Source organism: Phaeacidiphilus oryzae TH49, from assembly GCF_000744815.1.
In the GTDB taxonomy this organism is placed as follows: domain Bacteria; phylum Actinomycetota; class Actinomycetes; order Streptomycetales; family Streptomycetaceae; genus Phaeacidiphilus; species Phaeacidiphilus oryzae.
Genome location: NZ_JQMQ01000005.1, coordinates 4,105,583 through 4,125,332, shown reverse-complemented (window position 1 = coordinate 4,125,332; position 19,750 = coordinate 4,105,583). Strand labels below are relative to the sequence as shown.

The 19,750-nt window shown below is 74.1% G+C and carries 23 protein-coding genes; 10 read left to right on the top strand and 13 right to left on the bottom strand.

The features are described from left to right. Window positions 1-64: 64 nt before the first annotated feature. From BS73_RS40440 to BS73_RS22065, 4 genes are all read right to left on the bottom strand, one after another. Window positions 65-622: a DUF6286 domain-containing protein gene (locus tag BS73_RS40440; protein WP_063837045.1), complete on the bottom strand. Its 558-nt coding sequence runs from the start codon at window positions 620-622 to the stop codon at window positions 65-67. Between the two features lie 100 nt (window positions 623-722). Beyond that, window positions 723-1,073 carry an Asp23/Gls24 family envelope stress response protein gene (locus BS73_RS22075; RefSeq protein ID WP_063837044.1) on the bottom strand — a complete coding sequence of 117 codons (351 nt, stop codon included), beginning with the start codon at window positions 1,071-1,073 and terminating at the stop codon, window positions 723-725. A gap of 40 nt (window positions 1,074-1,113) precedes the next feature. After that, complete coding sequence (locus BS73_RS22070; RefSeq protein ID WP_037575067.1) at window positions 1,114-1,296, bottom strand: hypothetical protein; 183 nt, start codon at window positions 1,294-1,296, stop codon at window positions 1,114-1,116. A gap of 44 nt (window positions 1,297-1,340) precedes the next feature. Next, window positions 1,341-1,865: an Asp23/Gls24 family envelope stress response protein gene (locus BS73_RS22065; protein WP_037575064.1), complete on the bottom strand. Its 525-nt coding sequence runs from the start codon at window positions 1,863-1,865 to the stop codon at window positions 1,341-1,343. A 182-nt stretch (window positions 1,866-2,047) separates the two neighbouring features. On the opposite strand from BS73_RS22065, the gene BS73_RS22060 reads away from it, so the two are divergent. From BS73_RS22060 to BS73_RS22050, 3 genes are read left to right on the top strand one after another with little or no spacing between them, the layout of a single operon-like run. Beyond that, window positions 2,048-2,605, top strand: coding sequence for an RNA polymerase sigma factor (locus BS73_RS22060; protein WP_037575061.1), 558 nt, complete (start codon window positions 2,048-2,050; stop codon window positions 2,603-2,605). Beyond that, entirely contained in the window at window positions 2,596-3,255 is a 660-nt protein-coding gene (locus BS73_RS22055) for a hypothetical protein (protein WP_051940260.1), read from the top strand. The genes BS73_RS22060 and BS73_RS22055 overlap by 10 nt, the downstream gene beginning before the upstream one ends. Further along, on the top strand, window positions 3,255-3,584 hold the full coding sequence (locus BS73_RS22050) for an Asp23/Gls24 family envelope stress response protein (RefSeq protein ID WP_037575058.1): 330 nt from the start codon (window positions 3,255-3,257) through the stop codon (window positions 3,582-3,584). Before BS73_RS22055 ends, BS73_RS22050 begins: the two co-directional genes overlap by 1 nt. A gap of 28 nt (window positions 3,585-3,612) precedes the next feature. Here BS73_RS22050 and BS73_RS22045 read toward each other — a convergent pair whose 3' ends face one another. After that, the gene (locus BS73_RS22045; RefSeq protein WP_037575055.1) at window positions 3,613-5,928 is read right to left on the bottom strand and encodes an ArnT family glycosyltransferase; all 2,316 of its coding nucleotides are present in this window, start codon (window positions 5,926-5,928) and stop codon (window positions 3,613-3,615) included. A gap of 188 nt (window positions 5,929-6,116) precedes the next feature. On the opposite strand from BS73_RS22045, the gene BS73_RS22040 reads away from it, so the two are divergent. Next, window positions 6,117-7,424: an N-acetylmuramoyl-L-alanine amidase gene (locus tag BS73_RS22040; protein ID WP_051940258.1), complete on the top strand. Its 1,308-nt coding sequence runs from the start codon at window positions 6,117-6,119 to the stop codon at window positions 7,422-7,424. Here BS73_RS22040 and BS73_RS22035 read toward each other — a convergent pair. The 3 genes from BS73_RS22035 to BS73_RS22025 all read right to left on the bottom strand — a co-directional run bounded on the left by BS73_RS22035 (window position 7,408) and on the right by BS73_RS22025 (window position 10,836). Next, window positions 7,408-9,012 carry a sensor histidine kinase gene (locus BS73_RS22035; RefSeq protein WP_084704261.1) on the bottom strand — a complete coding sequence of 535 codons (1,605 nt, stop codon included), beginning with the start codon at window positions 9,010-9,012 and terminating at the stop codon, window positions 7,408-7,410. The genes BS73_RS22040 and BS73_RS22035 overlap by 17 nt on opposite strands. Before the next feature lie 24 nt (window positions 9,013-9,036). Then, window positions 9,037-9,801, bottom strand: coding sequence for a response regulator transcription factor (locus BS73_RS22030; protein ID WP_037575052.1), 765 nt, complete (start codon window positions 9,799-9,801; stop codon window positions 9,037-9,039). Between the two features lie 81 nt (window positions 9,802-9,882). Next, window positions 9,883-10,836 carry an aldose 1-epimerase family protein gene (locus BS73_RS22025; RefSeq protein WP_037575049.1) on the bottom strand — a complete coding sequence of 318 codons (954 nt, stop codon included), beginning with the start codon at window positions 10,834-10,836 and terminating at the stop codon, window positions 9,883-9,885. Window positions 10,837-10,917: 81 nt separating this feature from the next. Between BS73_RS22025 and BS73_RS22020 the strand changes: the two genes are divergently transcribed. Further along, on the top strand, window positions 10,918-11,592 hold the full coding sequence (locus tag BS73_RS22020) for a hypothetical protein (protein ID WP_322987289.1): 675 nt from the start codon (window positions 10,918-10,920) through the stop codon (window positions 11,590-11,592). On the opposite strand, the gene BS73_RS22015 is transcribed toward BS73_RS22020, so the two are convergent. Then, complete coding sequence (locus tag BS73_RS22015) at window positions 11,589-12,440, bottom strand: tryptophan 2,3-dioxygenase (protein ID WP_037575046.1); 852 nt, start codon at window positions 12,438-12,440, stop codon at window positions 11,589-11,591. The genes BS73_RS22020 and BS73_RS22015 overlap by 4 nt on opposite strands. A gap of 160 nt (window positions 12,441-12,600) precedes the next feature. Between BS73_RS22015 and BS73_RS39815 the strand changes: the two genes are divergently transcribed. Then, a complete protein-coding gene (locus BS73_RS39815) occupies window positions 12,601-13,203 on the top strand; it encodes a hypothetical protein (RefSeq protein WP_235215490.1) in 603 nt (200 codons plus the stop codon). 19 nt (window positions 13,204-13,222) lie between these two features. Here BS73_RS39815 and BS73_RS22005 read toward each other — a convergent pair whose 3' ends face one another. The 3 genes from BS73_RS22005 to BS73_RS21995 form a co-directional block, all read right to left on the bottom strand. After that, window positions 13,223-13,774, bottom strand: a complete 552-nt coding sequence (locus BS73_RS22005; protein WP_037575045.1) for a GNAT family N-acetyltransferase — start codon at window positions 13,772-13,774, stop codon at window positions 13,223-13,225. Window positions 13,775-13,817: 43 nt separating this feature from the next. Then, a complete protein-coding gene (locus BS73_RS22000; protein WP_037575043.1) occupies window positions 13,818-15,005 on the bottom strand; it encodes a permease in 1,188 nt (395 codons plus the stop codon). A gap of 101 nt (window positions 15,006-15,106) precedes the next feature. Beyond that, the gene (locus BS73_RS21995) at window positions 15,107-15,574 is read right to left on the bottom strand and encodes an ArsI/CadI family heavy metal resistance metalloenzyme (RefSeq protein ID WP_037575042.1); all 468 of its coding nucleotides are present in this window, start codon (window positions 15,572-15,574) and stop codon (window positions 15,107-15,109) included. Window positions 15,575-15,656: 82 nt separating this feature from the next. Here BS73_RS21995 and BS73_RS21990 point away from each other — a divergent pair, with 82 nt between their 5' ends. The 4 genes from BS73_RS21990 (at window position 15,657) to BS73_RS21975 (ending at window position 18,302) form a co-directional block, all read left to right on the top strand. Next, entirely contained in the window at window positions 15,657-16,037 is a 381-nt protein-coding gene (locus tag BS73_RS21990) for an ArsR/SmtB family transcription factor (RefSeq protein ID WP_037575040.1), read from the top strand. A 35-nt stretch (window positions 16,038-16,072) separates the two neighbouring features. Continuing rightward, window positions 16,073-17,206, top strand: a complete 1,134-nt coding sequence (gene arsB, locus BS73_RS21985; protein WP_037580602.1) for an ACR3 family arsenite efflux transporter — start codon at window positions 16,073-16,075, stop codon at window positions 17,204-17,206. 28 nt (window positions 17,207-17,234) lie between these two features. Continuing rightward, a complete protein-coding gene (locus BS73_RS21980; RefSeq protein WP_037575036.1) occupies window positions 17,235-17,660 on the top strand; it encodes an arsenate reductase ArsC in 426 nt (141 codons plus the stop codon). 84 nt (window positions 17,661-17,744) lie between these two features. After that, on the top strand, window positions 17,745-18,302 hold the full coding sequence (locus tag BS73_RS21975) for a hypothetical protein (RefSeq protein ID WP_037575033.1): 558 nt from the start codon (window positions 17,745-17,747) through the stop codon (window positions 18,300-18,302). A gap of 25 nt (window positions 18,303-18,327) precedes the next feature. On the opposite strand, the gene BS73_RS21970 is transcribed toward BS73_RS21975, so the two are convergent. Beyond that, the gene (locus BS73_RS21970; protein ID WP_037575030.1) at window positions 18,328-19,152 is read right to left on the bottom strand and encodes a polysaccharide lyase family 7 protein; all 825 of its coding nucleotides are present in this window, start codon (window positions 19,150-19,152) and stop codon (window positions 18,328-18,330) included. Window positions 19,153-19,750 lie beyond the last annotated feature (598 nt).

The window sequence follows — 19,750 nt, the reverse complement described above, 5'->3', positions numbered from 1 at the left end:
TGTGCCGGTTCCGTGTCCTGTGCCGGTTCCGTGCTGCCGCCCGCTCCTGGTGCCGCGTCAGCCGCTAGGCCGCCTTCGCGGTCTCCGCCGCCTGGCCGCCGGCGTCCTCGGCCCGGGCGACCCGGAGCCGCAGCCGCGGCGGCCGGTGGAGGCCGAGCCGGTCCAGCTGCCCGGCCAACTCCCGTTCCAGCAGCGCCTGCTGGGCTTCCGGCGTGCCGAAGCGGAGAGTGGCCCGCACCTTCGCCCGGCGCCGCCGCACCCGTACCCGGGCGCCCGAGACGCCCGGGACGGACACCGCGGCATCGCGCAGCAGCAGTGCGACGGCGCTGCGCCGGAGATGCCCGCGGACCTCCGCCGACTCCGGGCTGACCGCCATCCGGGCGTGCCGCCGCGCGCCCGGGGTGAGCGCGAGGACCAGCAGCCAGAGACCGGCCAGGGCGAGGGCGGCGGCCACCGCGATCACCCAGGTGTCCGCGGCCGTCGCGCCGGTCAGCCGCTCCACCGCCCGGGTCCGCCACCAGGGCGCCGGACGCCCGGCGGCCGCCACGGACGCGTCGAAGAGCAGCAGCGCGCACACCGCGGCGCAGACCGCGGCCACGATCCCGGCCGGCACCCGGCGCACCGACCACAGTCGGCGCGGTCGGCGGTCCGGGCGGAGCCGCCCGGCCGCACGTCCATGCCCGCGTCCACGTCCGCGTCCACGTCCGGTGGCCGATGTTCCGTCATGATCCCTCCTCGAACGGGAAGGGCGCCCGCCCGGCGGACAGCCGGTCCACCCGGACCGTCACCTTGGCCACCGGCAGGCCGGTGAGCTCGGCGGTCCGCTCCCGGACGTGGTCGTGGAGGGCCGCGCACATCGCCTCGATGTCGATCGGGTACGGCAGCCGCACGTTGAGGGCGATCCGCACCCGGCCCCGGCGCGTCCCGGCCCAGGCGGTGGCCGCAGTGGCCCGGCCCGGGGGCAGGGGCTCCCGGGCGGCCTGCGCGGCGATCCGCTTCAGCACCCGGTCGGCGATGGCGGTGGCCCCGCGCTCGGCGACGGGCACGGCCGCGGGCCCGGCGGCGGCCACCACGGCGGCGCCGGCGTCGGCGGGGGCGGGGAGGCCGCGGCCGTCATCGCCGCCAGCTCTCCGGGCGCAGCAGATGCCGCAGGTCCACCCCGCCCTCCGAGAGGCGGCCGGCCACGAATCCGGCCGCGCCCAGCACCGCCACCAGCAGGAAGGCCAGCAGTCCGCCGAAGTATCCGGCGAAGCCCAGGGCCATGCCGGCCGCGAGGCCGACCACGGGAGCGTTCATCGTCTCCTCCTACCGCTCAGCACTCCGTATCCGGGTATCCGCCGCTACCTGACCCGCGCCTCGCCGTCCGCCTCCTCCGGCTCACCCGGCAGGTGGACGTCGTCCACGGCGATGTTGACCTCGACCACCTCCAGGCCGGTCATCCGCTCCAGGGCGGAGACGACGTTCTCCCGGATCTCGGCGGCCACCTCCTGGATCGGCACGCCGTACTCGACCACGATGTCCAGGTCGACCGCGGTCTGCCGCTGGCCGACCTCGACCTTCACCCCGCGGCCGAGGCCGGTACGGCCGCCGGGCACCCGGTCCCGTACGGCGCCGATGGTGCGGGCGAAACCGGCCCCGAGGTCGTGCACCCCGGGCACCTCGCGGGCGGCCATCCCGGCGATCTTCTCCACCACCCCGTCCGCGATCGTGGTGGTGCCGCGGGTCGCGGCCGGCTCGTCCGGCCCGGTCGCGCCGCTGCCCACCGCGGTGGTGCCCGCGGCGGCGCCTGCGGTCGCTGACCGGTCCGCCACGCCGCCCGGGATCAGCCCGTCGCGGCCGGCGGCGGTGGAGGATGTCGACGTCATGGTGGTCTCCCCTCGTGGGTCTGCCCTGCGTGCGGGCTTACCTCCGTTGGACACGGCGGTTCGGGATCCGTCACGCCGATCCGCGGACTTTTCTCGTCCGGATCCATCGCCGGAACCGCGTGACGAATGCCGGGGCCGCCGTGTCCAAGGTGGGTCAGTGGTTCGCCGAGAGGAGCGGGCAGGTGCCCGAGAACGACGGGGCGCAGGACGACGCGCTGCAGGTGGCGCGGGCCGCGGAGGGGGATCCGGCGGCCTTCGAGGTCCTGGTGCGCAGGCACGGCCCGGTCCTCCTCCACCTGGCCGTCCGTATCCTGGGGAACCGGGCGGACGCCGAGGACGCCGTCCAGGAGGCCTTCGTGAGCGCATGGCGGAGGCTTCCGGAGTTCCGCCGCGACTCCGCCTTCCTCACCTGGATGTACCGGATCGTCACCAACCGCTGCCTGAACCAGATCCGCTCCCGCCGGCCGACCGCCGACTGGGACGCGGTGCCCGAGCCCGCGGCCCCCGAGTCGCAGTCCTCGCCGGCCCGCGCGGCCGAGTCCAGCGCCGCCGTCCAGGCGCTGACCCGGGTGCTGGCCGAGCTGCCGCCCGAGCAGCGCGCCTGCTGGATCCTGCGGGAGCTGCACGGCCTCTCCTACGAGGACATCGCGGAGGCGGTCGGGGCGAGCCAGACGACCGTCCGCGGCCGGATCTACCGAGTACGGCGCTATCTGACGGAGGCGATGGGCGCATGGCGATGAGCGGCACCCCCGAGCCCCCCGAGGAGCGACTGCCCTGCGGCCGCACCCTGCGCTCGGTCTGGGAGGCCTGGGACGAGGGCCCGGCCCCCGGCGGCGGCGACCCGCACCCGGCCGACTGCCCGCACTGCGCGGCCGCCCTGGACCGGCTCGCCGTACTGGAGGACTTCGCCCGGGAGGTCCGCTCCGAGGACGCCCGGCAGGAGCGGGACGACGCCACCCTGGCCGCGGCGGACGCGGTCACCGCCCGGGTGATGGACATCGTCCGGCTTGAGCTGCGCCCCGGCCGCACCCTGCCGCTCGGCGCACCGGACGAGGACGCCTGGATCGTCGAGGCGGCCGCGGCCAAGGTGCTCCGCTCGGCCGTGGACGCGCTGCCCGGCGTGCGCGCCGGAAGCTGCCGGATCTCCCCGCTCGATCCGGCGCCGGCCCCGGCCGGCGGGGCCCGCGGGCCGCTGCGGGCGCGGATCGAGGTCGCCGCCGACCTGACCTGGACGGTGCCGGAACTCGCCGCCGCCGTCCGCGAACAGGTGCTCGCGGCCGCCGCGGACGCCGTGGGGATGGAGGTCGCCGCCGTGGACGTGGCCGTCGTCGACATCCTCGGCCCGCCCGGCCCGGGCGGCGAGGACAGCACCGGTGGGAGGTCCCGCTGATGGACGAGCTCCAGTCCAGGCTCACGACCGGCGCGGCGGAGGCCGCCCGCCGGGTGCCCGGCGTCGCCTTCCTCCGCCCCGGCCTCGCCGAACTCCTGCGCGGCGGGCCGGGATCGGGCGCGCGCGCCGGCACCTCCGGGGTACGGGTCCGCCGTGGCGAGGCCCCCGGGCAGTGGCGTCTGGAGATCCAGCTCGCCGCCCGCCGCGGCCACCGTGCGGCGGATGTGGCGCGGGCCGTGCGCGCCTCCGTCGAGGAGGCGGTACGGGAGCTCCTCGCCGCCGAGGCGGCCCCCGTCAGCGTCACGGTGACCATCACCGACGTCGCCTGACGAGGACCGGCCGCCGCTCGCTGCCTCGTCACTTCGTCGCGGTCAGGTCGTAGACGGTGACGCCGTCCACGGTCCTGGCGGTGAAGTGCTTCTTCACCCAGGACAGGATCTGCTCGGCGTCGCCGCTGCCGCTGGAGGCGCCGCCGCCCATGCCGCCCATCGCGACCCCGCCGCCGACGAAGTAGTGCACCTTTCCGGCCCGGACGTACTCCTCGAACTCGGCCAGGGTCGGCGCCGGGTCCGTGCCGTTGAAGCCGCCGACGGTCATCACCGGGTCGCCGGTGGCCAGTTGGTAGCCGGCGGAGTTCTGCGAGCCGATCGCCGCCGCGACCCAGGTGTAGGAGGAGGCGTCCTTCTTCAGCAGCTCGGTCAGGGCGGCGCCGGGATCGCTCCCGTCGAGCAGCGACATCCCGCCGCCGCCCGGGGCCGTCCCGCCGCCCTGTCCCCGCCTGCCGCCGCCGGGGAAGCCGCCGCCTGGCGTGAAGCCCTGGCCCGCCTGGGCGGTGCCGTTCTGGCCGTTCGCGTTCTGGCCGTTCGCGTTCTGGCCGTTCGCGTTCTGGCCGCTGCCGGTGCGGCCCGTGCCTGTGCCTGTGCCTGTGCCCGTACCCGTGCCGGTGCCGGTGCCCGTGCGGCCCGGCGTCCCGCCGCCGGGGAAGCCTCCGCCCGGGAAGCCGGTGCCGGTTCTCCCGCCGCCGGTGCCGCCCTTGCCGGCCGTACCCGGGCCGCCGCCCCGGCCGCCCATCCCGCCGCCGCCGAACATCCCGGCGCCCGCGGGCCCCGCGCTCGGCAGCGAGCCGGTGTGCTTCTGGCTCGCCGTCGAGACCGCGTACGCGGCCGGCCCGGCCAGTCCGCCGAGGAGCCCGGCCGCCGCGAAGACCGCCAGTCCGCGCCGGGCGGCGAGGCGGGCCCCGAAGCCGAAGAGCAGTCCGCCCGCCCCGGCCAGCCCGGCGAGGACCACCAAGTACTTGATCCACGGCTGCCAACTCGGCGTCAGGTCCAGCAGGTGATACGCCCAGAAGGCGGTCAGCAGCACCACCGCGGCCAGCGTCCCGCCCGCCGCCCAGCGCCGCCACTCGGCCTCCTCCGCACGCCGCTGCCACAGCAGCTCGCAGCCCATCCCGACCACCGCGCCGACGTACGGCGCGAGCGCCACGGTGTAGTAGGGATGGAAGATCCCCTTCATATAACTGAACGTCAGAAACGTGACGACCAGGCAGAGTCCCCACATCACCAGCGCCGCCCGGCGCCCGTCCGTCCGCCTCGCCCGCCAGGTGACCACGACCCCGGCGAGCAGCAGCAGGAAGGCGGCCGGCAGCAGCCAGGCGATCTGGCCGGCGAACTCGCTGCCGAAGAGCCGGCCGATCCCGGTCGCCCCCCAGGAGCCGGTGGTCCCGGCGGTGGCCGCGCCGCCGCCGACGCTCCCGGTCTCGTCGCCGCTGAGCCGGCCGAAGCCGTTGTAGCCGAAGGTCAGCTCAAGGAAGCTGTTGTGCTGCGAGCCGCCGATGTACGGCCGGTACCTGGCCGGCATCAGCTCCACCACCGCGACCCACCAGCCGCCGCAGACCACCATGGTCAGCGCGGCGGCCAGCAGCTGGCGGATCCGCCGCCAGACGCCGGTCGGCGCGAAGGCCGCGTAGGTCGCCGTGCAGGCCGGCAGCACCAGGAACATCTGCAGGGTCTTGGTGAGGAAGGCGAAGCCCAGGCAGGCTCCGCAGAGCAGCAGCCAGCGGGTCCGGCCCTCCTCCTGCGCCCGCAGCACCGCGTAGCCGGCCGCGACCAGCAGCAGCGCCAGCAGCGCGTCCGGGTTGTCGAAGCGGAACATCAGCACCGCCACCGGGGTGAGCGCCAGCACCCCGCCCGCGATCAGCGCCGCCCCGGCCGAGAACCGCCGCCGCACCGCCGCGTACAGCAGGGCGACCGCGGCCACGCCCTCCAGCGCCTGCGGCACCAGGATCGACCAGGGGTGGACGCCGAAGATCCGGGCCGAGAGGTCCATCACCCACAGCGAGGCGGGCGGCTTGTCCACGGTGATGAAGTTCGCCGCGTCCGAGGAGCCGTAGAAGAACGCCTCCCAGCTCTTGCTCGCCGCCTGCACCGCCGCCGAGTAGAACTGGTTGGCCCAGCCCGAGGCACCCAGCCCGACCAGGTACAGCACGGCGGTCAGCGCCAGCAGTCCGAGGAACGCCCAGCGCTCCCAGCGCTCCCGGCGCACCGCCGCCGCGCCGGTACGGGCGGGCGCCGACGGCGACGACGGGGTGGACGGGGACGGCGGGGTGGACCGGGACGGCGGCGCCGCGGGGCTTCTCCCGGACGCGTCGAACGCGCCGGAGGCGGTGGTGGTCATGGCCCCAGCGTGGCCAGGGGCACTGTTCCGGCCGTATGCCGTAGCTGTGCGCGCGCTGTCAATCCCGGGCCGGGAGGTCACACTTCGGACACGCCCGCAGACATCATCTGACGATTCGCCATGTCCAGGACTGCTACCGTCCGTTCACGATCGGCCCGCCGGTGGTCGGGGGATGAGGCAGGTAACCCATGCGCGCAGGCAGGACCCTGGCGGCGGCCGTGCTGGCCACCGCCATCGCCCTGGTCGGTACGGTCGCCGGCACGGCCGGGACCACGGCGCAGGCGGGTGCCCCGCCGGCACCCGAGTGCCCGGCGAGCCTCCACTGCCGGTACGCGCCGGCCGCGTACGCGCTGGTGCCCGGCGCCAAGTCGGCCTCCCAGTACGGCGACTACGACCTCGCGAACCGGCCGGAGGACGGCGACCGGATCGACACCATCGTCATCCACGACACCGAGACCAGCGCCGCCGCCGCGATCCACGCCTTCCAGCACCCCGCCGACCAGGCCAGCGCGCACTATCTGATCGGCCGGGACGGCAGCGTCACCCAGCTCGTCCCGGACCGGGACATCGCCTGGCACGCCGGGAACAAGTACGTCAACGCCCACTCCATCGGCATCGAGCACGAGGGCTACGCGATGCGGGCCGACTTCACCGAGGCCGAGTACCGCGCCTCGGCCGAGCTGGTGCGCTGGCTGGCGGCCCGCTACGGCATCCCGCTCGACCGCGACCACGTCATCGGCCACGACGAGGTCCCCGCGCCGGACGCCGCCCACACCGCGGGGATGCACTGGGACCCCGGGCCGTACTGGAACTGGCGGCACTACCTCGCGCTGCTCGGCACCCGGCTGAAGGGCGCGCGGCGGACGCCGAGGGTGGGCGAGACCGTCACCGTCGACCCCCCGTACGGCGCGGACTACCAGCCCCGGGTGACCGGCTGCGACGACGTCTGCCCGGCCCGGCCCGCCTCCTTCGTGTACCTGCGGACCGGGCCCTCCGCCTACGCGCCCCTGATCACCGACCCCCTCGCGCGGGCGGGCCTGAAGCAGCCGACCGGGACCACCCTCGGCGCCGACTGGACCGACAAGGCCGTGGTCGGCCAGCGCTTCGTCGTCGCGGCGGTGCGGGGGGACTGGACGGCGATCTGGTTCGACGGGCAGCGGGCGTGGTTCCACAACCCCGACGGGGCGGCGGCGCTGGCGTCCCGCGGGGACGGGGCGGTACGCGGCCCGGCGCCGCTGAGCGGCACGGCGTACCCGTCCGCGTCCGACTTCGCCGCGGCGGGCGTACCGGCACCGGCGGCGCCGGCGGGTCCCTCCCGGGCCGTCCCCGCGGGCCAGGCCTACCCGGCGGCCGGCGGCGCGCCGCTGCCGTCCGACTACTACTACACCGACGCGTTGAGCTGCTCCGCGCCGACCGACTGCCTCCGCGTGACGGGCGCCCAGACGTACACCGCCCTCCACTTCAACCACCGCCTGGCGTTCACCCCGACGCGGTAGTCCCGCTGGGCCGCGCCGCAGGCGGCAGGCGGACCAGGAACTCGGTGCGACCGGGGACGCTGGCCACCGTCACCGCACCGCGATGCGACGCCACGACCGCCGAGACGATCGCCAGCCCCAGCCCCGTGCTCCCCGCCGCCCGCGACCGCGACGCGTCCCCCCGCGCGAACCGCTCGAACACCCGCGGCTGCAGCGCGGCCGGGATCCCCGGCCCGTCGTCCACGACCCGCAGCTCGCACCAGCCGTCCGCCGCGACCCGCGCCCCCGCCGTGACCCGGGTGCCCGGCGGAGTGTGGTTCCGCGCGTTCCCGAGCAGGTTCACCAGCACCTGCTGCAAGCGGTGCTGATCGCCCGTCACCACCGGCATCGGCTCGCCCTCCGCCGGCAGGTCGACCGACCACCGGTGGTCCGGCCCCGCCGCATGGGCGTCCCGCACCACGTCGACGACCAGCGGCGCCAGGTCGACCTCGGCCCGCTCCAGCGGACGCCCCGCGTCCAGCCGGGCCAGCAGCAGCAGGTCCTCGACCATCGCGGTCATCCGGTCCGCCTCGGACTCGACCCGGCGCAGCGCGTACGCCGTGTCCGGCGGCACGTCCTCCCGCCCGCGCCGGGTCAGCTCCGCGTACCCGCGGATGGACGCCAGCGGCGTGCGCAGCTCATGGCTGGCGTCCGCGACGAACCGCCGTACCCGCGTCTCGCTGGCGTGCCGTGCCGCCAGGGCCTCGGCGACGTGGTCGAGCAGCCGGTTGAGGGCCGCGCCGACCCGGCCGGCCTCGGTGCGCGGATCGGTGTCCCGCTCCGGCACCCGGTCGAGCTCGACCACCTCGCCGCGGTGCAGCGGCAGCCGGGACACCTGGGCGGCGGTGGCCGCGACCCGGTCCAGCGGGCGCAGCGCCAGCCGCGTGATCCACCCGAAGAGCAGCGCCCCGGCGAGCAGCCCGGCCGCGGACACCACCACGGTCGTCTCGACGAGCTGGGTGACGGTGCCGTCCACCTCGTCCAGCGGCATGCCGACGAGTATCGAGGAGGAGCCGCCGGTGTGCGGCTGCCCGGGCTGCACCTCGACCAGGTACCGCCCCAGCCCGGGCAGCGTCACCTGGTGGTAGCCGGGCGCCAGCGCGCCCTGCAGGACGGCTCGCTGATCCCCCGTCAGATATTGGGTGGCGGGCGGCCCCGAGGCCGTCGGGACGTGGTAGCCAGCGCTCCCCAGCACCCCCTGCGGGTCGATGTAGGCCCCGACGGTGTGCGAGGGCAGGCCCGGCGGGTTGAGGAACTGGAGGTTCTGCGCGGCCCGGTCCGCCGCGTCGCTCCCGCCAGGGAAGCCGTCCCCCGGCCCGTGGAAGCGCACCGCCGCGTCCAGCTTGTCCTGCAGCTCGCTGTAGAGGTAGCCGTGGAGGGAGACCGCCACCAGCGTGCCGATCACCGCGCACAGACCGGCCACCACCAGCACCGCGGCCACCACCAGCCGTACCCGCAGCGGCCAGCCGCGGACGTGGGCGGCGGCGGCCAGGAGGGGCCGGAGCGCCCGGGCGCGCAGGCGGTCGGCGCCGGACGGCCGCCGCCCGGCCGCGGACGCGAGGCTGCTCATCCCGTTCCCACTCGGCGGGCCGGCTCAGCGGGCCGGCTCGGCCGGCTTGAGGACGTATCCGGCGCCGCGCATGGTGTGGATCATCGGCGTCCGCCCGGCGTCGATCTTCCGGCGCAGGTAGGAGATGTACAGCTCGACGACGTTGCCCTGGCCGCCGAAGTCGTAGGACCAGACCCGGTCCAGGATCTGCGGCTTGCTCAGCACCCGGCGCGGGTTGCGCATCAGGAAGCGCAGCAGCTCGAACTCGGTGGCGGTGAGCCGGATGGACTCGCCGCCCCGGTGCACCTCGCGGCTGTCCTCGTCCAGCGTCAGGTCGCCGACCACCAGCAGCGAGTCCGAACGCCCCGCCGCCGCGCCGGCCCGCCGAAGGAGGCCGCGCAGCCGGGCCACCACCTCCTCCAGGCTGAACGGCTTGGTGACGTAGTCGTCGCCGCCCGCGGTGAGGCCGGCGATCCGGTCCTCGACGGCGTCCTTGGCGGTGAGGAAGAGGACCGGGACGTCCGGCTGCTCGGTCCGGAGCTTCCGCATGACCTCCAGGCCGCTGCCGTCCGGCAGCATCACGTCGAGCACCACGGCGTCCGGGCGGAACTCGCGCGCGGTGCGCTGGGCCTCCGCGCCGTCCCCTGCGGTGGCGGTGCGCCAGCCCTCGTAGCGGAGAGCCATCGACAGCAGGTCGGCGAGGGGGGCCTCGTCGTCCACGACGAGCACCCGCACCGGGGAGCCGTCCGGCCTGAGCAGTTCGGTACGCCCGTTCGGGTTGGGGTTGCCGGTAGAGGAGGTGGCAGTCATGGGGCGACGATCGCGCCCCATCATGAGAAACGTCTAAGGGAGTTCTATGACCGCTCTTTGCAAACTACGAGAGTTCTGCGGTCAGATCGCCGCGATGCCCCAGCGGTGGGCGGCGGTCTCCCCCGGCGCCAGCCGGATCACCCCGACCCCGTCGGCGAAGGCGTTGGGCGGGCAGCTCATCGGCTCGACCGCGACACCGGCCCGGCGGTGGCTCTGCGGCAGGGTGTCGCCGGTGAAGAGCTGCAGCCAGTCGATGCCCTCGCCGGCCCACAGGCGGACCCCGCGGTCGCCGGCCGCGTCGGTGAGGGTGACGTGGAGGAGGCCGTCGGCCTCCCGGCGCAGCCCGGTGAAGGCGGTGTCCAGCTGCACCGACCCGATCCGGCGGGCCTCCCGGAAGTCGTAGTCGGTGCCGTCCACCGGCTCGGACATGGTGGGGGGCTTGCCGACCGGGTTCATCCGCTCGTCCACCCGGATCCACTCCGAGGCGGGCACCTGCAGCAGGGCGCCGTCCACCGGCTCGTTGCCGAGGGTGAGGTACGGATGCCAGCCGAGTCCGTACGGGGCGGCGCTGCTGCCCGCGTTGCGCGCGTGCACCTCGACGGACAGCCCGTGACCGCCCAGCGCGTAGGTGACCGAGAGGTCCAGCACATGCGGGTAGCCGTGCTGCGGGTAGAGCCGGTAGCCGAACCGCACCTCGCGGTCGCCGACCCGTTCGGCGTTCCAGGACTGGGTGCGGGTCAGCCCGTGGATGGCGTTGTGGTTCGCGGGCTCGCTCAGGTCCAGCTGCCGCTGCTGCCCGTCGAACGCGTACCTGCCGTCCCGGATCCGGTTCGGCCAGGGGACGAGGAGCTGCCCGGCGCCGCCGACCGGAGACCGGTCCTCCGGGTAGTCGAGGACGAGCCGCCGGCCCCGGTGGGTGAGCGAGCGCAGCCCGGCGCCGACTCCGGTGAGAACGGCCTGGTAGCCGTCGCTCTCGATGGTGTACTGCGGCCCGGTCGGGGCGGGAGCGGGCGAGGGGGACTGAGATTCGGCCATGCCACGATCTTCCCACTACACCGGGGGGACCGGTGGCAGCGGCCGGCCCCCCGCCCGCCCCCGCGTCGTACCCTGGCGCCCGTGGACGATCACTCGCGCGCGGCGGCGGACGCCGCCGAACTCCTCGAAGGGGTGCTCGCCCGCTCCCTGGACACCCTCCGGGCGGCGCCGGCGGCGGCGGACGCCTGGGCGGCGAAGGCCGGCCCGCTGGAGTGGACCTGCTGGGAGACCGGCGAGCACCTGGCCGACGACCTCTTCGCATACGCCGCCCAACTCGCCGAGCCGGCGGGCGAGTTCGGCACCGAGGTGCCGTTCCGCTGGAGCGCCGAGCGGGCGGGCGGGCCCGCCAACACCGTCCACGCCGACCCATCCGCCGGGCGGGACGGGATGCTGCGGGTGCTGGCCTCCTGCGGGGCGCTGCTCGCCTCCATGGTGCGGACGGCGCCGGCGGAGCGGCGGGCCCACCACGTCTTCGGGGCGACGACGCCGGCGGGCTTCGCGCTGATGGGCGCGGTCGAGACGCTCGTCCACACCGACGACCTGGCGGCGGGCCTCCACCTCGCCTGGACCCCGCCGGAGGAAGCCTGCGCGACCGTCCTCGCCGCCCTCTTCCCCGACGTCCCGCGCACGGCCGCCCCCTGGCCCACCCTCCTCTGGGCGACCGGCCGCGCCCCCTCCCCGGCCGCCCCCGCCGCACCGGCTGGCGCTGGCACAACCCGGCGTGACCCGCGGCGCCGTCCCGCGCGGAGCGGCTAGGCTCCGATCTGCGTGCGGACGGCGAGCAGCTCGGGGAAGAAGCTCAGGTCCAGGGCCGCCTTCAGGAAGGCCACCCCGCTGGACCCGCCTGTCCCCCGCTTGTACCCGATGATCCGGCTCACCGTCTTGAGATGCCGGAACCGCCACAGCTGGAAGTTCTCCTCGATGTCCACCAGCTCCTCGCAGGTCTCGTAGGCCTCCCAGTTCTTCTCGGGGTGCTCGTAGATCTCCCGCAGCATCGGCAGCAGCGACTCGGTGAAGACATGCGCCCGGCTCACGTCCCGCTCCAGCACCTCCGCCGGCACGGCGTGGCCGATCCGCGCCAGATGCCCGAGGAAGACGTCGTACAGGCTCGGCTCGCGCAGCACCCGCTCCAACTCGGCCTGCCGCTCCGGGTCGTAGCCGAAGACCTCGATCATCTGCGCGTTCTTGTTGCCGAGCAGGAACTCGACGATCCGGTACTGCGCGGACTGGAACCCGGACGAGGCGCCCAGCGAGTCCCGGAACTCCGCGTACTCGCTCGGTGTGAGCGTCGCCAGCACCGACCACTGGTCGAGCAGCTGCCGCTGGATGTGCTTGACCCGGGCGAGCGACTTCAGCGCCGGCGGCAGGTCGTCCGCGGCCATCCGGGCCATCGCGTGCCGCAGCTCGTGGATCAGCAGCTTGAACCACAGCTCGGAGGTCTGGTGCTGGATGATGAAGAGCAGCTCGTCGTGGTGCGGCGGCTCGCTCAGCGGGTGCTGGGCGTCGAGCAGCCGGTCGAGGTGGAGGTAGCCGGAGTAGGTGAGCTCCTCGCGCAGGTCGCGCTGGATGCCCTCCTCCAGGTTCCGGACGTTCTCGTCGGTCATGGCGGGTCGCTTTCGGTGGGGTCCTGCGGTTCGCAGGATATGCGGCGGTGACGGCGGCCGCGGCCGGGGCGGCAGCGAGTACGGCGGGCATGCGATGAGTTCGTGGAGGGCTGTGGACGGGTCATTGTCCCGCCACCGCGGGCTCGTGTAGGGAGGGTCCGTGAGCCATTACTCCCCAGGGCCCTCGGGCGCCCCGCAGGTACCGCCGGACCCCTACCGGCCCAACGGCCCCGCGCCCGGCTCCGGCTCCGGAGCCCAGCGCCCGTACGGCGCCCCGCCGCCGCGCGCCGGCTACGAGTACGAGCAGCCGCAGCCCCGGCAGCAGGCCTACGGGGGTTACCCCGACCAGCCCGCGCCGGAGCCGCGCTACCCGGAGGCCCGCTACCCGGAGGCCCGTTACCCGGAGCCGCCGCGCTACTCCGAACCGCCCCGCTACTCGGAGCCCCCGCGCTACTCGGAGCCCCCGCGCCGCCCCCGGCGCGACGGTGTCGCCCAGGACCGCTGGGCGCTGGTCATCCAGACGCTCGGCTACATCGCCTCCGGGCTGATCGCGCTCTTCCTCGCCCTCCACTTCCTCGGCGCCAACGAGGGCAACGGCTTCGTCGACTTCGTCCGCGGCCTCGCCAACGGGCTGGCCACCTGGTCGCAGGACATCTTCACGATGAACCCCGAGGGCCTGCGGCTCTTCCTCAACGACGCCCTCGCCGCGGTCATCTACCTCGCGGTCGGCCACGGCATCGCCGCCTGGATCCGCCGGCTCTGAGCTCTGGCCCCGGCACCGCTCAGACACGGGGTCCCGACAGCCACTCGGCCCGGGTGAGCGCGTGCACCGCCACCGGCGGCCCGCCGGCCGGCACCGCGGTCTCGAACCGGAGCCGCAGCCCCAGCTTCTCCATCACCCGCGCCGAACGGGCGTTCTCCACATGCCGGATGCTCAGCAGCCGGTCCAGACCGGCCTCCTCGAAGCCGACCCGGAGGAGCACCCGGGCCGCCTCGGTGGCGTAGCCGTGCCCCCACGCGTCCCGGCGGAACCGCCAGCCGATCTCCACGGCGGGCAGCACCTCGGGGAGGAAGAGCGGCGGTGCGAGCTGGACCCAGCCGACGACCTCCCCGCTCTCCCGCAGCAGCACGGACGCCAGTCCGTAGCCGCGCTCCTGCCAGGACCGCCGGGCCCGGGCGATCCGCGCGGCCATCAGCTCCGGGTCGGCGGGCGGCACCGAGCCGTCGCCGATGTACCGCATCACCTCCGGGTCGGCGTCCATCGCCGCGAAGGCCCCGGCGTCGGCGGCCTCCGGAGGCCGCAGCTCCAGCCGCCCGGTCCGCTCCAAGAACACCGTCCGGCTCCCTTCGGCCGTGCTGGTGGCGCTGGCGCTGGCGCTAGTGCTGGTGGGCGTGCTGATGCGGATGCTCTTCCCCTTCCCCACCGTCCGGGGACCCGCCCATCATCCGGAGCATCCCCCGGCCTCCGGTGCGCAGGAAGCGCGTCACCAGCACCGCGGCCAGCACCAGGAAGGCGATGTTGAGCCAGCTGGTGTAGTTCCAGGTGACCCCCTCCGCCGGAATCCGCGCTTGGGCCTGGTCGGGGATCAACCCCGCGCCGCCGAAGACCAGTTCGACCGCGTACCCGGCCACCACCATCGCCAGGTAGAACGTCCAGAGGAGGAAGAGCGCCGTCCGGAGGCCGTAGTACTTCCGGTAGATGTTGAGGATCGGCAGGATCAGCAGGTCGGCGAAGAGGAAGGACACCACCCCGCCGAAGCTGATCCCGCCCTTCCACAGCACCACCGCCAGCGGCACGTTCCCGATCGAGCAGACGAACGAGACGATCGCGACCACCGGCCCGATCAGCGGGCCCCACAGCTTCGAGGCCAGCGGATGCCCGGCGAAGAAGAACCCGCGCCAGAAGGAGTCCGGCACCCAGGCCGCGATCGCGCCCGCGATCAGCAGGCCCAGCACCAGGTCCCGGAGGATGGCCGCCCCCTCCATCACGAAGACGTGGGAGACCGAGGTGAACCCGTCGCGGGAGAACAGCCGCCGGGCGAACGAGCCCTCGCCGGCCACCGACATGTCCATCGCCGCGTGCCCCTCCATGGAGCCGGCGACCCCGCGCTCGGCCTGCTCGCGGGCCGCCCGCAGCAACCGCTCCCTGAGCAGCAGCCGGAAGAGGACCGCCAGCACCACGATCATGATCGGCCCGCCGACGAACTCGGCCAGCGTGAACTGCCAGCCCATCAGCAGGGCCAGGATCACGCCGAGTTCGACCACCAGGTTGGTGGAGGCGATCTCGAAGGCCATCGCGGCGGTGAAGTCCGCGCCCTTGCGGAAGAGCGAGCGGGCGAGGGCCACCGCCGCGTACGAGCAGGAGGACGAGGCCACCCCGAGTCCGGCGGCGACGCCCAGCGTCCGCGCCCGGGCGTCGCCCAGCAGCCGTACGATCGTCGACTTCCGCACCACCGCCTGCACGACCGCGGACAGCACGAACCCGAGCACCAGCGCCCAGGCGATCTCCCAGGCCATCGCCCCGGTGATCCGGAGCGCATGCAGCACACCATGAACAACTGCCATCACGGCAGTGGGGCTACCCCGCTCCGGCCCTCACCATCCGGATCCGTCCGCCGCTGTGCGCCATGCGCCCGGCATCCTCACCTGTACGCATGACCCGCCGCTCAGCCGCCGCAGGCGCACTCGGCCTGCGCGCCGGCGGCGCCGGTCTCGCGGGCCGCGCCGGCGGTGGCCGGCGACTCGGCGGCGCTCTTGCCGAAGGTGTCGGCGTCGCCCTTGACGACGTAGACCTCCCACGGCTCCTTGCCCGGGCCGTGCGCCCAGACCTTGTCCTGGAGGGCGTAGCAGCAGGAGGTGTCCTTCTCCTCGAAGGTGGCCAGCCCGGCCTCCTTCAGCCGGACGGTGGCGGTGGTGACCTCGGCCGTCGAGCCGACCTCGACGCCGAGGTGGTCGATCCGGGTCTCCTCGCCCTCGGCGCCCTCGATCAGCACCAGCTTGAGCGGGGGCTCGGCGATGGCGAAGTTGGCGTAGCCGGCGCGCCGCTTGGCCGGCTCGACGCCGAAGAACGCGGAGTAGAAGGCGATCGACGACTCAAGGTCGGCGACGCGGAGGGCGAGCTGCACACGGGACATGGCGATCTCCTCACAGCTTGAATCGACGTTTGTCGATACAGCCATGGTTGCCCCCTGGATCGATGGATGTCAACATAGAAGTGTGTCTAATCAAGAGTTGGTCGTCCTGGACGAGGACTGCTGCCCGGGGCTGCGCGCGGCGCCCCTGGACGAGGCGCACGCCGCCGACCTGGCCAAGGTGTTCAAGGCCCTGGGCGATCCGGTCCGCCTGCGGCTGTTCTCGCTGATCGCCTCGCGGCACGGCGAGGAGGTCTGCGTCTGCGATCTGACCCCCGCCTTCGAGGTCTCCCAGCCGACGATCTCCCACCACCTGAAGCTCCTCCGGGAGGCCGGGCTGATCGACGGCGAGCGGCGCGGGACGTGGGTGTACTACCGGCTGCTCCCGGAGACCACCGACCGGCTGGCCGCGATCCTCACCCGCCCCGCCGAGAACGCGCCCTCCCCCGCCGGGAGCACGTCGTGACGGCGGCGGACCGCCCGACGGGCGGCGACCCGGCAGTGGGCGGCGGCCAGGCGACGGCCGGCGGTTCGGTGGCCGCCCGGCTGTCCTTCCTCGACCGCTTCCTCGCGGTGTGGATCCTCGTCGCGATGGCCCTCGGCCTCGGACTTGGACGCCTGATCCCCGGCCTCGGCGGCGCACTGGCGCGGGTCACGGTGACCGGGGTCTCGCTGCCGATCGCCCTCGGCCTGCTGGTGATGATGTACCCGGTGCTGGCGAAGGTCCGCTACGACCGGCTGGACGCGGTCACCCGCGACCGCCGGCTGCTCATCCCCTCCCTGGTGCTCAACTGGCTCGTCGGCCCGGCACTGATGTTCGCCCTGGCCTGGCTCCTGCTGCCGGACCTGCCGCAGTACCGGACCGGGTTGATCATCGTCGGCCTGGCGCGCTGCATCGCCATGGTGGTCATCTGGAACGACCTGGCCTGCGGCCACCGCGAGGCCGCCGCCGTCCTGGTCGCCCTCAACTCGGTCTTCCAGGTGATCGCCTTCTCCGCCCTGGGCTGGTTCTACCTCTCCGTGCTGCCCGGCTGGCTCGGTCTGCAGCAGACCGCGCTGCACGTCTCGGTGTGGGCCATCGCCCGCTCGGTACTGATCTTCCTCGGCATCCCGCTGGCCGCCGGCTTCCTCACCCGCCGCCTCGGCGAGAGGGCCAAGGGCCGCGCCTGGTACGAGACCCGGCTGGTGCCCCGGATCGGCCCGTTCGCCCTGTACGGCCTGCTGTTCACCGTCGTCGTCCTGTTCGCCCTCCAGGGCCGGGCCATCACCTCCCACCCCCTGGACGTGGCCCGGATCGCCCTGCCGCTGCTGGCCTACTTCGCGCTGATGTGGACCGGCTCCCTCGCCCTGGGCAAGGCGGTCCGCCTGGACTATCCGCGCGCCGCCACGCTGGCCTTCACGGCGGCAGGCAACAACTTCGAACTCGCCATCGCGGTCGCCATCGCCACCTTCGGCGCCGCCTCGGGCCAGGCCCTGGCCGGGGTCGTCGGCCCGCTCATCGAGGTGCCCGCGCTGATCGGCCTGGTCTACGTGTCGCTCGCCGCACGCCGGTTCTTCCCGCCCGAGCCCTCCGCCGCGCAGGCGGAGACCGCCGGGGCCGCGCCCGCCCCACCGCTTAAGGAGTCCCGTGCCTGAATCCGTGCCCGAATCCGAGCCTGAATCCGTGCCCGAATTCGACCGAGCCTCCGTCCTCTTCGTCTGCGTCCACAACGCCGGCCGCTCGCAGATGGCCGCCGGCTTCCTCGGCCACCTGGCCGGCGATCGGGTCGAGGTCCGCTCGGCCGGCTCCGTCCCCGCCGAGCGGCTCAACCCCTCCGCCGTGGAGGCGATGCGCGAGCGCGGCATCGACATCACCGCCCAGCGGCCGAAGCTCCTCACCCCCGACGCGGTCCGCGCCTCCGACTACGTCATCACCATGGGCTGCGGCGACACCTGCCCGGTCTTCCCCGGCCGGACCTACCTGGACTGGGAGCTGGCCGACCCGGCCGGCCAGGACGTGGCCGCCGTCCGCCCCATCCGGGACGAGATCGAGCGGCGGGTCCGGTCCCTGATCGCCGAGCTGGACTCCGCGCGCGGCGAGCGGCGCTGAGAAAACCCACCGCACGCGCGCCTCTTGCGAAAGACTGGGAGCCCAGACCGGCAACCGGATCAACTCGCGGGGGGACGACGGTCCATGACGATGCCTCAGCCCGATCCCGGAGCACCCCAGGGGCAGCCGGGCACCCCGCCCGCGCCACCGCCCTTCGGGCCACCGCAGGCGGGGCAGGCGCAGCCGCCGGGGCAGGCGGCGCAGCCGCAGCCGCCGGGCGCTCCGGTGTACGGGTACCCGCACCCCGCGCCGCCGGCCGCCCCCGGCTACGGCTATCCGCCCGCGCCGCCCGTCAACGTCCAGCCGCTGGTCGTCCTCGGCGACATCACGGTGACGCCCACCGGGATCCTCACCCCGGCCGGCCCCATCCCCCTCCAGGGCGCCGTCTGGACCGCCAACGACCTCTCCCGTACCGAGGAGCGGATCGCCCCGGTCGGGATCGTCCTGGCGGTGGTCTTCTTCCTCTTCTGCTTCGTCGGCCTCCTCTTCCTCCTGATGAAGGAGCGCCAGACGACCGGCCACGTCCAGATCACCGTCTCCGGCGGCGGCCGCTACCACACCACCTCCATCCCGGTGAGCACCCCGCAGCAGGTGATGGACCTGATGAACCGGGTCAACTACGCCCGCAGCCTGGCCCTGTGAGCGGAGGCCGCCGCCGGGCGCGCTCTCAGCCGCTGTGCGAGACGCTGAGCCCGTAGAACGCGACCCGGGCGCCGTTGGTCGTACTGGACGAGGACGACTGGTTGTAGGAGCCCGCCTTGAAGTACTGCCGGTAGGCGTCGAAGGAGCTGGGGATGGCGTAGTGGGTGGTGGTGCCGTTGACCGTCAGGTCGATCTCGCCGCCTGAGACCCCGAGGGTGTAGGACCAGGTCTTGCCGACCGGGACGTTGCCGACCGGGTGGTCGGTCTGGCCGCCCGAGGGCGAGTCCTCCGTGCCGAGGACGATCGATCCGTCGTTGTGGAAGTACAGCTCCGCCAGCGGCTTGGTGGAGGTGCCGCCGCTGCCGAGGTGGATCTGACCGACGCAGACGTGGTCGGTCACCGAGACCACCCGCAGTGTGGCCTTCAACTCGCTGGTACCGCTGAGCGACCAGTCGGCCGGCGTCCCGTCGCTGTTCATCTCCCGAAGCTCGGACCGGGCGTAGTGGGAGTTGGGCGTGGTGACCCCGCTCTCCGGGTCCCAGAACGTCATCGCACCGTCGCGGGTGTCGGTGTAGAAGTAGGAGTCCTGGAACCCGTTCGCCCCCTCCAGCTGCGACGGCGAGATCGTGGTCGGCGACCCGGGGGATCCGATGGGCAGCTGAAGCTCCCACACCGAGAGATCGAAGTTCCCGCCCGGGGCGACGGAGGTGCTGAGCGCGGGGGTGACCCGCACCGGTGCGGCACCGGTGCCGGCACCGACGGCGGCCGCCGCCGGCAGAGCCCCGCCCGCACAGACCGCCATCGCGGCCGCAGCACTGATCAGAACGCCCGACAGAGTTCGGATACGCATGGAATCGTCCCGTCGCTCGACCGATTCGGCGCCACCTATGTTCATCCACATGAACACAGGTTGCACTCTTGAATTCCTGCGACGCTAAGCACTTGATGACGACCTGTCAATTCCCCGCGCAGACCCCATCGGTGGCGACCGGCGCCGCGGCGGTGGCGCATCGTCATCATCACGTTTCGGCTTCGGCGTCCGCCGAACAGGCGCGGAGCACTACTGTTCGGCGCGTGACGCGTGAGGAAATTCGAAAGTTCCTGGTGAGGTTCGGTCGCAGTCTCACCATCGTGGCCCTCGTCGGCCTGGAGGGCTGGGCTCCTCACCACCGGTAGACCGAGGGAGCGACGATCCAGGTCGCCATCACGGCCGCACTGTTCTTCGCGATCGCCCTGTACGGAACCTTCTGGGATCGCAACCCCCCGTTCCGGCAGCGGGCGGAGGCCAACCACGCGGCGCGACGAGCCCGGAGGGACGCCCGCCGGCCGGCCCGGCAGGCCGAGAAGGCCGAGCACCCCGAGGGGAGTTAGCGCTCGGCGCTCCACGGACGGATGCAGGTCGACGGCGGGACGGCAGGCACCCCGCACCCCCCACCGTCTCGGCCGGG

Bases quoted from the DNA above. Each gene is read 5' to 3' on its own strand.
- BS73_RS22070 (WP_037575067.1), bottom strand. From the start codon at position 1,296: ATGAACGCTCCCGTGGTCGGCCTCGCGGCCGGCATGGCCCTGGGCTTC.
- BS73_RS22065 (WP_037575064.1), bottom strand. From the start codon at position 1,865: ATGACGTCGACATCCTCCACCGCCGCCGGCCGCGACGGGCTGATCCCG.
- BS73_RS22055 (WP_051940260.1), top strand. From the start codon at position 2,596: ATGGCGATGAGCGGCACCCCCGAGCCCCCCGAGGAGCGACTGCCCTGC.
- BS73_RS22050 (WP_037575058.1), top strand. From the start codon at position 3,255: ATGGACGAGCTCCAGTCCAGGCTCACGACCGGCGCGGCGGAGGCCGCC.
- BS73_RS22045 (WP_037575055.1), bottom strand. From the start codon at position 5,928: ATGACCACCACCGCCTCCGGCGCGTTCGACGCGTCCGGGAGAAGCCCC.
- BS73_RS22040 (WP_051940258.1), top strand. From the start codon at position 6,117: ATGCGCGCAGGCAGGACCCTGGCGGCGGCCGTGCTGGCCACCGCCATC.
- BS73_RS22035 (WP_084704261.1), bottom strand. From the start codon at position 9,012: ATGAGCAGCCTCGCGTCCGCGGCCGGGCGGCGGCCGTCCGGCGCCGAC.
- BS73_RS22030 (WP_037575052.1), bottom strand. From the start codon at position 9,801: ATGACTGCCACCTCCTCTACCGGCAACCCCAACCCGAACGGGCGTACC.
- BS73_RS22025 (WP_037575049.1), bottom strand. From the start codon at position 10,836: ATGGCCGAATCTCAGTCCCCCTCGCCCGCTCCCGCCCCGACCGGGCCG.
- BS73_RS22015 (WP_037575046.1), bottom strand. From the start codon at position 12,440: ATGACCGACGAGAACGTCCGGAACCTGGAGGAGGGCATCCAGCGCGAC.
- BS73_RS22000 (WP_037575043.1), bottom strand. From the start codon at position 15,005: ATGGCAGTTGTTCATGGTGTGCTGCATGCGCTCCGGATCACCGGGGCG.
- BS73_RS21995 (WP_037575042.1), bottom strand. From the start codon at position 15,574: ATGTCCCGTGTGCAGCTCGCCCTCCGCGTCGCCGACCTTGAGTCGTCG.
- BS73_RS21975 (WP_037575033.1), top strand. From the start codon at position 17,745: ATGACGATGCCTCAGCCCGATCCCGGAGCACCCCAGGGGCAGCCGGGC.
- BS73_RS21970 (WP_037575030.1), bottom strand. From the start codon at position 19,152: ATGCGTATCCGAACTCTGTCGGGCGTTCTGATCAGTGCTGCGGCCGCG.